This is a genomic window from Pseudomonas sp. HMSC063H08 (genome assembly GCF_001813645.1).
Taxonomy (GTDB): Bacteria; Pseudomonadota; Gammaproteobacteria; order Pseudomonadales; family Pseudomonadaceae; genus Pseudomonas; species Pseudomonas aeruginosa.
Genome location: NZ_KV813540.1, coordinates 1 through 13,624, shown reverse-complemented (window position 1 = coordinate 13,624; position 13,624 = coordinate 1). Strand labels below are relative to the sequence as shown.

The 13,624-nt window shown below is 64.1% G+C and carries 11 protein-coding genes; 7 read left to right on the top strand and 4 right to left on the bottom strand.

Features of this window, described 5'->3' with window-relative positions:
* Positions 1-57: 57 nt before the first annotated feature.
* The 3 genes from dapE to HMPREF2924_RS22490 are packed head-to-tail and all read left to right on the top strand — an operon-like array spanning position 58 to position 2,413.
* Complete coding sequence (gene dapE / locus HMPREF2924_RS22500) at positions 58-1,209, top strand: succinyl-diaminopimelate desuccinylase (protein ID WP_003109062.1); 1,152 nt, start codon at positions 58-60, stop codon at positions 1,207-1,209.
* Complete coding sequence (locus tag HMPREF2924_RS22495) at positions 1,209-2,012, top strand: putative RNA methyltransferase (protein WP_003101808.1); 804 nt, start codon at positions 1,209-1,211, stop codon at positions 2,010-2,012. Before dapE ends, HMPREF2924_RS22495 begins: the two co-directional genes overlap by 1 nt.
* A gap of 17 nt (positions 2,013-2,029) precedes the next feature.
* On the top strand, positions 2,030-2,413 hold the full coding sequence (locus HMPREF2924_RS22490) for a hypothetical protein (RefSeq protein ID WP_003082373.1): 384 nt from the start codon (positions 2,030-2,032) through the stop codon (positions 2,411-2,413).
* A 105-nt stretch (positions 2,414-2,518) separates the two neighbouring features.
* On the opposite strand, the gene HMPREF2924_RS22485 is transcribed toward HMPREF2924_RS22490, so the two are convergent.
* From HMPREF2924_RS22485 to HMPREF2924_RS22475, 3 genes are all read right to left on the bottom strand, one after another.
* Positions 2,519-2,728 carry a cold-shock protein gene (locus HMPREF2924_RS22485; protein WP_003082372.1) on the bottom strand — a complete coding sequence of 70 codons (210 nt, stop codon included), beginning with the start codon at positions 2,726-2,728 and terminating at the stop codon, positions 2,519-2,521.
* Between the two features lie 319 nt (positions 2,729-3,047).
* A complete protein-coding gene (locus HMPREF2924_RS22480; RefSeq protein ID WP_003086549.1) occupies positions 3,048-4,664 on the bottom strand; it encodes an ATP-binding protein in 1,617 nt (538 codons plus the stop codon).
* Positions 4,665-4,746: 82 nt separating this feature from the next.
* Positions 4,747-5,457 carry a winged helix-turn-helix domain-containing protein gene (locus tag HMPREF2924_RS22475; RefSeq protein WP_003133838.1) on the bottom strand — a complete coding sequence of 237 codons (711 nt, stop codon included), beginning with the start codon at positions 5,455-5,457 and terminating at the stop codon, positions 4,747-4,749.
* Between the two features lie 732 nt (positions 5,458-6,189).
* On the opposite strand from HMPREF2924_RS22475, the gene HMPREF2924_RS22470 reads away from it, so the two are divergent.
* The 4 genes from HMPREF2924_RS22470 (at position 6,190) to HMPREF2924_RS22455 (ending at position 12,572) form a co-directional block, all read left to right on the top strand.
* Entirely contained in the window at positions 6,190-9,081 is a 2,892-nt protein-coding gene (locus tag HMPREF2924_RS22470) for a ribonucleoside-diphosphate reductase subunit alpha (protein ID WP_003082358.1), read from the top strand.
* A 263-nt stretch (positions 9,082-9,344) separates the two neighbouring features.
* Positions 9,345-10,592 carry a ribonucleotide-diphosphate reductase subunit beta gene (locus tag HMPREF2924_RS22465; RefSeq protein ID WP_003086547.1) on the top strand — a complete coding sequence of 416 codons (1,248 nt, stop codon included), beginning with the start codon at positions 9,345-9,347 and terminating at the stop codon, positions 10,590-10,592.
* 359 nt (positions 10,593-10,951) lie between these two features.
* Positions 10,952-11,485, top strand: a complete 534-nt coding sequence (locus HMPREF2924_RS22460) for an REP-associated tyrosine transposase (RefSeq protein WP_003133840.1) — start codon at positions 10,952-10,954, stop codon at positions 11,483-11,485.
* A gap of 532 nt (positions 11,486-12,017) precedes the next feature.
* Positions 12,018-12,572, top strand: a complete 555-nt coding sequence (locus HMPREF2924_RS22455) for a BRO-N domain-containing protein (RefSeq protein ID WP_003133844.1) — start codon at positions 12,018-12,020, stop codon at positions 12,570-12,572.
* A 466-nt stretch (positions 12,573-13,038) separates the two neighbouring features.
* Here HMPREF2924_RS22455 and HMPREF2924_RS35620 read toward each other — a convergent pair whose 3' ends face one another.
* Positions 13,039-13,506 carry a DUF6392 family protein gene (locus HMPREF2924_RS35620; protein WP_071536506.1) on the bottom strand — a complete coding sequence of 156 codons (468 nt, stop codon included), beginning with the start codon at positions 13,504-13,506 and terminating at the stop codon, positions 13,039-13,041.
* Positions 13,507-13,624 lie beyond the last annotated feature (118 nt).

The following is a 13,624-nucleotide window of genomic DNA, read 5'->3' as shown; positions in this document are numbered from 1 at the left end:
CACGTTTATGCTTTAAGATTCCCCCTTTCCGCTCGACCCGCTCAGGATACCCTCCCCATGACCGCCTCTTCGCCGAGTCTCTCGCCGACCCTCGAACTCGCCTGCGAGTTGATCCGCCGCCCCTCCGTCACGCCCCTCGACGCCGACTGCCAGGCCCTGATGATGCGCCGCCTGGAAGCCGCCGGCTTCGCCCTGGAGCCGATGCGCATCGAGGAGGTGGACAACTTCTGGGCACGGCGCGGCGGCGACGGCCCGGTGCTGTGCTTCGCCGGGCACACCGACGTGGTCCCCACCGGCCCGCTGCAGGCCTGGCAGCATCAACCCTTCGACGCCCTGATCGACGACCAGGGCATGCTCTGCGGACGCGGCGCGGCGGACATGAAAGGCAGCCTGGCGTCGATGATCGTCGCCGTCGAGCGCTTCGTCGCCGACCACCCGAAGCACAAGGGCGCCATCGCCTTCCTCATCACCAGCGACGAGGAAGGCCCGGCCCACCACGGCACCAAGGCGGTGGTCGAACGCCTCGCCGCACGCGGCGAGCGCCTGGACTGGTGCATCGTCGGCGAACCGTCGAGCACCAGCCTGGTCGGCGACGTGGTGAAGAACGGCCGCCGCGGCTCCCTTGGAGCCAAGCTGACCATCCGCGGCGTACAGGGCCATGTGGCCTACCCGCACCTGGCGAAGAACCCGATCCACCTGGCCGCCCCGGCGCTGGCCGAACTGGCGGCGGAACACTGGGACGACGGCAATGCCTTCTTCCCGCCGACCAGCTTCCAGGTTTCCAACCTGAACTCCGGCACCGGCGCCACCAACGTCATCCCCGGCGAACTGACCGCGCTGTTCAACTTCCGCTTCTCCACCGAATCCACCGTCGAAGGCCTGCAGAAACGCGTCGAGGCGATCCTCGACAAGCACGGCCTGGACTGGCACGTCGAATGGGCGCTGTCCGGCCTGCCGTTCCTCACCGAGCCGGGCGAACTGCTCGATGCGGTGGCCGCCAGCATCAGGGCGGTCACCGGCCGCGAGACCCGGCCCTCGACCAGCGGCGGCACCTCCGACGGACGCTTCATCGCCACCATGGGCACCCAGGTGGTCGAACTCGGCCCGGTCAACGCCACCATCCACCAGGTCAACGAGCGGGTCCTGGCCAGCGACCTGGAGCTGCTCACCGAAATCTACTACCAGACCCTGGTGAGGCTGCTCGCCTGATGCTGATCTGCCCGCTCTGCTCCGCCGCCCTGGGCGAGGTCGACAACGGCGTCGCCTGCCCCGCCGGGCACCGCTTCGACCGCGCCCGCCAGGGCTACCTGAACCTGCTGCCGGTGCAGCACAAGAAAAGCCTCGATCCGGGCGACAACGCCGCCATGGTCGAGGCCCGTCGCCAGTTCCTCGGCGCCGGCCACTACGCGCCGCTGGCCCGGCGCCTGGCCGAACTGGCCGCCGAACGCGCGCCGCGACGCTGGCTGGATATCGGCTGCGGCGAGGGCTACTACAGCGCCCGGCTCGGCGAAGCCCTGGCCGGCGCCGAGGGCTACGCCCTGGATATCTCCCGCGAGGCGGTGAAACGCGCCTGCCGCCGCGCGCCGCAGTTGTCCTGGCTGGTGGCGAGCATGGCCCGGCTGCCGCTGGCCGACGCCAGTTGCGAGCTGATCGCCAGCGTGTTCAGCCCGATCGACTGGAACGAAGCCGTGCGCGTCCTCGCCCCCGGCGGCGGCGTACTGCGCCTGGGCCCGGCCAGCGCGCACCTGCTGGAACTGCGCCAGCGGCTCTATGACGACGTGCGCGACTACGCCGACGACAAGCACCTCGCCGGCCTGCCCGCGCAACTGCGCCTGCGCCACACCGAGACCCTCGAGTTCCGCCTGGCGCTGGACAGCTACGACGCGCGGGAAAACCTCCTGGCCATGACCCCGCACGGCTGGCGGGTCAACCCCGAGCGCCGCGCGCGAATCCTGGCCGAACCCTTCGAAGTCAGCGTGGCGGTGCGCTACGATTGGCTGCAACGCGACTGACCGTCCCCGAGGACCCCATGCGCCAACCGGATATCGAGATCTACCTGAAAGACGCCGAGCACGCGGCCGTCGCCGCCTGGCTGGAACAGGCGCTGGGGCCCTGCGGCCCATGGCAGGAGCACGGCCAGACCCTCAAGTGCACCGCCCGCGGCGAGCACGGCGCGGTGCGCGTCACCTGGCTGCCGAAGGCGGTGGGCAAGTGGCACAGCCTGTTCTTGGAGAGCGACAGCACGCCCTGGGACGACGACCTCGCCTGCGCCAGGGCCGCGCATGCCGCGCTCGGCGTGGAGATCCGCTGCGCGCCGGGCGGCTGGGAGGAAAACCAGGGCGAAGAGGACGCCGACCGCTGGCTGCGGGTCGACGCCGGGGGCGTCGAGGAAATTACCTGGCGCACCGCCTGAACGACGAAAACCCCGCGCTGCGAGGGGCCACCCAACGGGGGCCTGGCGGGGTGGATGCGCTGGATGACAAAAGCCCGTCTCGCGACGGGCTTTTGCTTGCGGGAATCAGACCTTGGAGACGTCTTCCGCTTGCAGGCCTTTCTGGCCCTGGATCACCGAGAATTCCACTTTCTGGCCTTCCACCAGGGAGCGGTGACCCTCGCCGCGGATGGCGCGGTAGTGAACGAACACGTCCGGACCGCTATCGCGTTGAATGAATCCATAACCTTTGGCGTCATTGAACCACTTGACGGTTCCGACCTCACGATCAGCCATTACCACACTCTCCAACTTGCAATTTTTTATAAGTGGCCTTCCCAATCCGGGAAGACTTCGACGGTTCGGCTGCGCAACGCTGTTCTTGTTATCCGACCCCGGCAAAATGCCGTTGGAGCGGGCATTTCGAATGGCGTTCCACTAGCCACCGCGTCCCGGAGTATAAACAAACGAGTCCAACTGAAAAGGACTTTTTTAGCCCCTGGCGGAATACCCGCCACGCCCGGCGGGACTGGCCTTTCGATATGTTTTCGCTACGCCTGGAATACGTCTGCGCATGCACTTGCAGATAGCTAGCCGCCATATTTCCGTCGGCTTTTCAGCGGTCGCGCAGACCCGCCTTGCGCGGCCAGGCCAGGGTGAAGCAGGCGCCGCCCAGAGTCTCGCTGCGGCCGATGGAGGCCCGGCCGCCATGCCAGTAGACGATCCGCCGGACGATGGACAGTCCCAGGCCATGCCCGCCGGAAGCACGGGTCCGGCTGTCGTCCAGGCGTAGGAATGGCGTAAAGAGCCGCTCCCATTGCGCCTCCGGCACCCCCGGCCCGTCGTCCTCGACATCCACCCGGCAACGCTCCAGGCTGACCCGGTAGCTGATCCTGACCCGACGATCGGCATGCCGCAGCGCATTGGTCAGCAGGTTCTGCAAGGCCCGATGCAGGTAGCGCGGCTCGGCCTCGATCCAACTGCCCAGCTCCTCAGGCACCAGCGCGCCCTCCTCGCAACTGACCAGCACCTCGCGGCGCAGCGGAGCGATCTCCTCCACCACCTGGCGCACCAGCACGCCCAGCTCCAGGCGCTGGTAGGTCAGCGGCGGCGAGCCCTGTTCCAGGCGTGCGTAGGTGAGCATCTCGTCGACCAGCTTGTCGAGGTCCTGGATATCGTTGTCCATGCCCTCCAGGTACTTCAGGCGGGCGCCGTCGGTCTCGGCGGTCTCGATCATCTCCAGGCCGAAGCGCAACCGCGCCACCGGCGTGCGCAGCTCGTGGGACACCGCGCGAACCATCTCTCGCTGCACCGTCAGCAGCCGGTGGATGTGCTCGGCCATATGGTTGAAGGCCGCGCCCAGGCGTCCCACCGAGTCGCCACCGCGCACCTCGACGCGAGTATCCAGGCTGCCGCGGGCGATCCGCGTGGCGGCCGCCTCCAGGCTGCGCAGGCGCTGCTCCAGACGACGCACCAGCAGGTAGGTGATCAGGCCGATGAAGCTCAGGCACAGCGCGCCGAGCAGCAACAGCAGCTGCGGCGGATAGGGGTTCATCTGGAACAGCGGGCCCAGCTCCAGCACCCAGGGCGTGTCGAGGATGCCGGCGAAGATGCGGATCGAGTCGCCGTCCTTGCCCAGCGCCATCACCGTGTCGCCCTCCACCACTCGCCGGCGCTGGTCGTCGTCGAGGTCCAGCTCCTTGACCTGGAGCAGGTGCACCGGGAAGCCGAAGCGCTTGTCGCGGACGATCCGCGCCAGGTGGTAAGGCTGTTCGCTGGCCGGGTAGCGCACCAGTTCGTCCATCAGCAGGTAAACCGTGGCCCGCGCCAGTTGCTCGCTGACCTGCTGCACCTCGCCGCTGAGCACCAGGTTCTCGGCGGCGCTGGCCTGGGTATAGACGGTGACGGCGTGCTCGGCGGTCTGCTTCACCAGCACCTGGCCGTTCATCAGGCGCGCGCGGCTGCGTCCATCCATCCGCAGCTCATCCAGCCCGCGCAGTTGCAGGGGAATCCCCAGCAAGCGGCTCCACTGCGCCAGGGCGCGCTTGCGCTCGGTGGCGGTCATCGGTTGCAGGTTGTCGGCCATCAGGCGGAAGGTGCCGCGCGCCAGTTCCTCGCGGTAGTGCTCGCCGCGCACCTCGTTGATCCAGTGCAGGCCGAGCAGGCCCAGGCCGCTGACCAGCAGCAGGGCCAGGAGCATGCCGCCATAGATGCGCAGGAAGATGGATTTCATCGGCGAGCCCCCGGCCGCTGTCCGCTGCTGTTGATTCTGGCCGACCGGGACGCCCGCGCCCCGGCCCGCAGGAAAAAGCGCCTCAGCCCTCGCCGACGAACAGGTAGCCCTTGCTGCGCACGGTCTTGATCAGCCGCGGGTGCATCGGGTCGTCGCCGATCTTCGGGCGAATCCGCGAGATGCGCACGTCGATGGAGCGGTCCTGGCCGTCGTACTCGATGCCGCGCAGGGCGTTGAAGATCTCCTCGCGGGAGAGAATCCGCCCGGCGTTCGCCGCCAGCAGCCAGAGCAGGTCGAACTCGGCGCTGGTCAGCTCGATGGTGGTCCCGTCCAGCCAGGCCTCGCGCATCGCGTTGTCGATCACCAGGCGACCGAACGCCAGGCGTTTGCTGTCCGCCGCCTGGGCGCCCGCTTCCGGCGCCTCGCTGCGCCGCAACAGGGCACGGATGCGCGCCAGCAGCACACGCGGGCGCACCGGCTTGCACACGTAGTCGTCGGCGCCCATCTCCAGGCCGAGCACCTCGTCCATGTCGTCGGTGCGCGCGGTGAGCATCAGGATCGGACCGTCGAACTGCGGACGCACCTGGCGGCAGATGGACAGACCGTCCTCGCCCGGCAGCATCAGGTCGAGCACCACCAGGTCCGGGCGTTCGGCGAGGATACGCGCCGCCGCCAGTGCGCCGTTGGCTTCGATGTCGACCTTCAGGCCGTTGCCTTCCAGGTATTCCCGGGTCAGCTCGGCCAGGCGTCGATCGTCCTCGACGATCAGGATGCGCCAGGCTTCTTGCTCCACACAGCCTCCTCGTATCGCGGTCCCGGAGCCGCCGCGCGGCCCCCTCAGAGCGGCCCGCATTGTAGCCAATACGGGGGCCACGCGGCAGCACGCGAGGAACATCTTGCAAACACTACATATTGTGGGTAGGGTGCGCGCCCCGAAAGGTTGGGGAGTAGGTCTGCGCCGGTGCTTTCCGAGGGCGACGAATGGCATTCTCCAGCGCTGCCGCGGCCTACGGACGCTTCCTAGGACTCACGCACAGAAGACCCACACTTTATCCACAGGTTTCCCCCAGACTGTCACCTTGCAAACACCCCATTAGCGCATTATCTTGTATCCCCATCGTCGCCACCCCCTATATCTTGGGTTTCGAGCGCACGAACGGCTACAACGGAACCAACCGCGCACGGACCACTCTGATGGCTCCGGCGGCTCCGCAAAAAAGCATTTTCCAGACGTACTGAAAGCATCGACGGCGCTCACCGCAAGGAGCCCTTCATGACGATGGAAAAGCGGTACGGGTGTTGCAACGGACGCTGTAAACAGACAGTCAACACCACTAGGTATTGTGTTCGACGGCAAAACGCCACGAACCCGCCAGGGCCAGGGAGGCACGCACAGTCCCCACCCTCAGCATTCGAATGAAGCAGCCGCCGCGAGGCCGGCTGCCCGGCTCTTTATCGATTCAAGGGAATGGGCGCCCCGGCGCCCGCTAGCAAAACCATTACGAGAACGTGGAGATACCCACCCATGCATACCGACACCACACGCGAGAACCCGCAGGCCAGCGCGCCGCAGGCCGCCGATTCGTCGCAGGATCTGGCCGCCACCGCGCCGGGCCAGCTGCGCGTGATCAAGCGCAACGGCACCGTAGTCCCCTACACCGATGACAAGATCACCGTGGCCATCACCAAGGCGTTCCTCGCCGTGGAAGGCGGCACCGCCGCCGCCTCGTCGCGTATCCATGACACCGTGCGCCGCCTGACCGAGCAGGTCACCGCCACCTTCAAGCGCCGCATGCCGTCCGGCGGCACCATCCACATCGAAGAGATCCAGGACCAGGTCGAACTGGCCCTGATGCGCGCCGGCGAGCAGAAGGTCGCCCGCGACTACGTGATCTACCGCGAAGCCCGCGCCGCCGAGCGCAAGAACGCCGGCGCCGCCAGCGATGTCGCCCAGCCGCACCCGAGCATCCGCATCACCCGCGCCGACGGCAGCCTGTCGCCGCTGGACATGGGCCGCCTGAACACCATCATCAGCGAAGCCTGCGAAGGCCTGGCCGAGGTGGACGGCGCGCTGATCGAGCGCGAGACCCTGAAGAACCTCTACGACGGCGTCGCCGAGAAGGACGTCAACACCGCCCTGGTGATGACCGCGCGCACCCTGGTCGAGCGCGAGCCGAACTACTCCTACGTCACCGCCCGCCTGCTGATGGACACCCTGCGCGCCGAAGCCCTGGGCTTCCTCGGCGTGGCCGAGAGCGCCACCCATCACGAAATGGCCGAGCTGTACGCCAAGGCCCTGCCGGCCTACATCGAGAAAGGCGCCGAGTTCGAGCTGGTCGATGCCAAGCTGAAGGAATTCGACCTGGAGAAACTGGGCAAGGCCATCGATCACGAGCGCGACCAGCAGTTCACCTACCTCGGCCTGCAGACCCTGTACGACCGCTACTTCATCCACAAGGACGGCATCCGCTTCGAACTGCCGCAGATCTTCTTCATGCGCGTGGCCATGGGCCTGGCCATCGAGGAGAAGGACCGCGAGGCACGTGCCATCGAGTTCTACAACCTGCTGTCGTCCTTCGACTACATGAGTTCCACCCCCACCCTGTTCAACGCCGGCACCCTGCGTCCGCAGCTCTCCAGCTGCTACCTGACCACCGTGCCGGACGACCTGTCGGGCATCTACGGCGCCATCCACGACAACGCCATGCTGTCGAAATTCGCCGGCGGCCTGGGCAACGACTGGACCCCGGTGCGCGCGCTGGGCTCCTACATCAAGGGCACCAACGGCAAGTCCCAGGGCGTCGTGCCCTTCCTGAAAGTGGTCAATGACACCGCGGTCGCGGTCAACCAGGGCGGCAAGCGCAAGGGCGCGGTCTGCGCCTACCTGGAGACCTGGCACCTGGACATCGAGGAATTCCTCGAGCTGCGCAAGAACACCGGTGACGACCGTCGTCGTACCCACGACATGAACACCGCCAACTGGATCCCCGACCTGTTCATGAAGCGCGTCTTCGACGACGGCTCCTGGACCCTCTTCTCGCCGTCCGACGTCCCCGACCTGCACGACCTCTACGGCAAGGCCTTCGAGGAGCGCTACGAGTACTACGAGGCCCTGGCCAGCTACGGCAAGCTGAAGCTGCACAAGGTCGTCCAGGCCAAGGACCTGTGGCGCAAGATGCTCTCCATGCTGTTCGAGACCGGCCACCCGTGGCTGACCTTCAAGGACCCGTGCAACCTGCGCAGCCCGCAGCAGCACGTGGGCGTGGTGCACAGCTCGAACCTCTGCACCGAGATCACCCTGAACACCAACAAGGACGAGATCGCCGTCTGCAACCTGGGCTCGATCAACCTGGTCAACCACATCGTCGACGGCAAGCTGGACACCGCCAAGCTGGAGAAGACCGTCAAGACCGCGGTACGCATGCTCGATAACGTCATCGACATCAACTACTACTCGGTCCCGCAGGCGCAGAACTCCAACTTCAAGCACCGTCCGGTCGGCCTGGGCATCATGGGCTTCCAGGACGCCCTGTACCTGCAGCACATCCCCTACGGTTCGGACGCGGCCATCGCCTTCGCCGACCAGTCCATGGAAGCCATCAGCTACTACGCGATCCAGGCTTCCTGCGACCTGGCCGACGAGCGCGGCGCCTACCAGACCTTCCAGGGCTCGCTGTGGTCGCAAGGCATCCTGCCGATCGACTCGGAGAAGAAGCTGATCGAAGAGCGCGGCGCCAAGTACATCGAAGTCGACCTGTCGGAAACCCTCGACTGGGCGCCGCTGCGCGAGCGCGTACAGAAAGGCATCCGCAACTCGAACATCATGGCCATCGCGCCGACCGCGACCATCGCCAACATCACCGGCGTCTCGCAGTCGATCGAGCCGACCTACCAGAACCTGTACGTGAAGTCGAACCTCTCCGGCGAGTTCACCGTGATCAACCCCTACCTGGTGCGCGACCTCAAGGCCCGCGGCCTGTGGGACCCGGTCATGGTCAACGACCTGAAGTACTACGACGGTTCCGTGCAGCAGATCGAGCGCATCCCGCAGGACCTCAAGGACCTCTACGCCACCGCGTTCGAAGTCGAGACCCGCTGGATCGTCGAAGCCGCCAGCCGTCGCCAGAAGTGGATCGACCAGGCCCAGTCGCTGAACCTGTACATCGCCGGCGCCTCGGGCAAGAAGCTCGACGTGACCTACCGCATGGCCTGGTTCCGCGGCCTGAAGACCACCTACTACCTCCGTGCCCTGGCCGCCACCAGCACCGAGAAGTCCACCATCAACACCGGCAAGCTCAACGCCGTGTCGGCCGGTGGCAACGACGGCCTGCAAGCCGCCCCGGCCGCCGAGCCGAAGCCGGCGCCGGTGCCGCAGGCATGCAGCATCGACAACCCCGACTGCGAAGCCTGCCAGTGATCGCGCGTCGCTGAACGGCGTCCGTGTCGTGGCCGGGTAAGCCGGACTCCTCCCGTGAGTCCGGCCTGCCCGGCGCCTGACGGTCGCTCGTCCAGCGCCACGCTGGCAGCGCAAGGCCCCTCGCCAGGGCCAGGAACAATCCCCTTCTTCCCTCCGGGGGAGAAGAACGGCCCGGCCAGACCGTGCCGGACCACCGCTTTCGCGTGCACCTCACGCCCCATATCCAGGCCGCCGAGACGGCCGCCAGACCAGGAGAGAGCAAGATGCTGAGCTGGGACGAATTCGACAAAGAAGACCCGACCGAAGCCAAGGCCGCGCCCGCCGCCGCCCAGGCCGTTGCCCAGGGCCATGACAAGCTGGACGACGAAGCCGCCGGCTCGGTGGAAGAAGCGCGCGCCGTTTCCGCCGACGACTCCGACGCCGTCGCCCGCGCCAAGAAGGCCCTGAACGACCTCGACATCCAGGAAGGCCTGGACGACCTCGAAGGCTCCGCCGCGCGCGTGCAGGTCGGCGACAAGCAGATGATCAACGCCCGCGCCGACCTCAACCAGCTCGTCCCCTTCAAGTACGACTGGGCCTGGCAGAAGTATCTGGATGGTTGCGCCAACCACTGGATGCCGCAGGAAGTCAACATGAACGCCGACATCGCCCTGTGGAAGAGCAAGGACGGCCTCAGCGAGGACGAGCGGCGCATCGTCATGCGCAACCTCGGCTTCTTCTCCACCGCCGACTCCCTGGTCGCCAACAACCTGGTGCTGGCCGTGTACCGCCTGATCACCAACCCCGAGTGCCGCCAGTACATCCTGCGCCAGGCCTTCGAAGAGGCGATCCACACCCACGCCTACCAGTACTGCATCGAGTCGCTGGGCATGGACGAGGGCGAGATCTTCAACATGTACCACGAGATCCCCAGCGTGGCGAAGAAGGCCTCGTGGGGCCTGAAGTACACCCGCTCGATCTCCGACCCGATGTTCCAGACCGGCACCCCGGAAACCGACCGCCAGTTCCTGCGCAACCTGATCGCCTACTACTGCGTGCTGGAAGGCATCTTCTTCTACTGCGGCTTCACCCAGATCCTCTCCATGGGCCGCCGCAACAAGATGACCGGCACCGCCGAGCAGTTCCAGTACATCCTCCGCGACGAGTCGATGCACCTGAACTTCGGTATCGACGTGATCAACCAGATCAAGATCGAGAACCCGCACCTGTGGGACGCCCAGATGAAGGACGAGGCGACCCAGATGATCCTCCAGGGCACTCAGCTGGAGATCGAATACGCGCGCGACACCATGCCGCGCGGGGTGCTGGGGATGAACGCGGCGATGATGGAGGACTACCTGAAGTTCATCGCCAACCGGCGCCTGACCCAGATCGGCCTGAAGGAAGAGTATCCGGGGACCACCAACCCGTTCCCGTGGATGTCGGAGATCATGGACCTGAAGAAGGAGAAGAACTTCTTCGAGACGCGGGTTATCGAGTACCAGACGGGCGGAGCACTGAGCTGGGATTGAGATTCTCGATTTAGGTCAAGACCGTTAGACGCTGTCGCCGGAAAGGGATTTCGGGACAGTGGTAGAGATGAAGAGCCCCGCCTTGTGCGGGGTTCTTCATTAAAGAGAAATAAAAACCCAAGGTGTTCAGCAAGTTAATCCACCAAATCAAATAGAAGATATGTGCCAAACTCACTATCCCCAAGACACCATCGACAGACTATTTGAGGACTGTCAAACAGCCCTAGAAAACAAGAAATAAAAACATGCCCAACCATTCGCTCAATCTGAAATCTCCGTAGGGCGAATAACGCGCAGCGTTATCCACCAGCTGGCCAAGGTACGCTCCGAAATCCTTCTGGATACACGGACGATCCCCAATGCCAAGCTACCGACGAACCTGGGTCCCCGGCGGCACCTATTTCTTCACCGTCACCCTGCATGACCGCCGCTCCAACCTGCTGACCCGCGAAATCGACCTGCTGCGCCGCGTGGTCGCCCAGACCAGGCGCCGGCATCCCTTCCGCATCGATGCCTGGGTCGTGCTGCCGGAGCACATGCATTGCCTCTGGACCCTGCCGCCCGACGACGCCGATTTCGCCACCCGCTGGAAGGTCATCAAGTCCGGCTTCGCACGGCGCATCCCCTGCCACGAATCACTTACCTTCGCGCAACGGCGGCGAGCACAACGCGCCATCTGGCAGCAGCGCTACTGGGAACACCTGATTCGCAATGACACGGACTACCGGCGCCATTTCGACTACATCCATCTCAACCCTGTGAAACACGGGCTGGTTACGGCGGTCAAGGATTGGCCCTTCTCCACCTTCCACCGGGCCGTGGCTGAAGGGCTTTATCCCGAGGATTGGGCCGGTGATCCTTCCTTGGAGGTCCGAGCGGCGGAGCGGGTTTGAGTCTGCTGGCGGATAACGGCTGTGCCGTTACTCGCTCTACCCCGGCTACCAAGTCTTTTTCTCGGCCTCGCAGGATGGCCGGCCCCGAGAAAGTAACCAAAGCGCTTGCCCCTACATTCGACCTCCTACACGACGATTCCGCTCGGCCTCCTGATGGGGCGGACCGGAGCGTCGGATGTTTCTCTGGAAGAGGTAGGGCGAATAACGCGAAGCGTTATCCGCAACTACACAGGATTTTCCTGTAACGCCCGAGCATCGGGGGATTGAAAGAACTTCGTCAAGTCGATGTACAAGCAATGGCTTCAGAGAATCGGCGGATAACTGCTTTGCAGTTATTCGCCCTACCGTTGACCGCTATCGGTGCGCTCCATAATCATTCTTCGGCGCTAAGAACGCATACCACCCAGCGGCAAACCGCTCCCGAAAGTAGCGGTGTATTCCATTGAGGAAATGCGTATGCCATTCGTTTTTCAACCCACCCCATTCATCCCCTCGCGGCACGACACCAACACCACCTCCCCGGAGGTGCGCCATGTCTGACACCCTCCCCCACCCCAGCCGTTTCACCCACCACCATCGGGTCCTGCACGCCGTGCTGCTGGATGAGGAAGGCTGGTTCGTGCTCTCCGACCTGGTACGGCTGCTGGGCCGTTACCTGGGCGGTCGGGCGCCGGCGGCGTTGTGTGACGAGGCGCCGTGGCCGCTGGCGACGGCGGAGCAGCGCGAGCGCTTGTTCGCCCTCTGCCATGCACTGGAACGGCACCTGGATGCCGATCAGTGGCGGCTCGCCTGGCTCCATGACGAACGCCACGGGCCACGCCAGGACTGCCTGGTCAGCGAGTCCGGGCTCTACGCTCTGCTCTGGCTCGCAGTGCCTGGCGCGGCACGGGGTTTGCGCCGTTGGGTCAGCGGCTCGGTGCTGCCACGCCTGCGCAGCCAGTCCCGCCCCAACGCCACGCCCCAGCGCGCCGTGCTGCACTGGAAAACCGCCGAGATCGACACCCTGCACTGGCAAGGCAAGACCTGGATCCCCCTCTCCGACTGCCCCCACCTCCTCGACAGCCCACGCCCGCTGATCCGGACCTGACCCCGCCACATGCCCTGAAAGGAGTCAGGGCTTGAAACAGCGGAGTGACCTGCTTTTACATAACTACTTTGTAGTGGCCTGCAATCAGCACCGGTCTGTAATCCATCGCGGCCAACCAGAATTATCTGCGACTGACGGATAGGCTGGGCTCAGATTAATTGCGAGCGAGCATGCAATCCATGCGCCGGGCTTGCAATCCATCACCGCGGGCTCACGCTCTTTGCGACTGACGCTCATACCGGTAGTCCGGCACTTTGCATCTTCTCCCGAAGCTCGGTCGCCCGCGCCGGATCCAGTGTATTGCTGAACAACGCACGAACCTCGGCAGGCTTGGCATCGAACTGCTCTGCCAGAGTAGGCTCCCGCTCTGGGTGAGCAGAGATGCAGACCGAGTAACTATCACATAAAAAGCAGAGGCTCCTTACAGAGAGCCTCTGTTTATATTCCTCAAAAAGTGACTACAAAATCAGTCATGATCAGGATTCATTAGTATGAAAGAAAGAGTGTCAACCTTCATTTCAGCGGTATAATTGAAAAACACCTTAATATCAGGTCGATCAGGATAAGCATAGTAGTCCCAACCTCCAACTAATCCGATCACAGGCATTGTAAAGGGCTCTTTGGTCTTCTCTGGAGTGCCAAGAATGGAACGAACACCTGTTTTATCCATACTCCTAGAAAAGGGAGGTGGCAGTTCACCTTGATAGGCTGGAATGTTGTCCATCGTTTTTATAAGAACTATATGGAGTTTCTCGGCAACTTTACTTCCCCCCCAAAACTCTAGATCAACACCAGTATCGACATCTAGAGTAAGCCATTCAGAATCTTCGTACTGCTTCTCAAGAGGGGTTTCCGGTATTAAATTTTTCTTTAACAAATCGCCATAGCTCTGTCCAAGAGCACCAACAATTTTCTTGATTGATTCAGAATTCATCAGTACCACCCCTGCTCTGTATTGATTTTGTGCAACCTTGAACGTGCATCTTCAACATCTTTCTCAGAAAAACCCTCTTCCAGCAAATGTAGTGGTCAACCCATCCCGGACAGTGGGT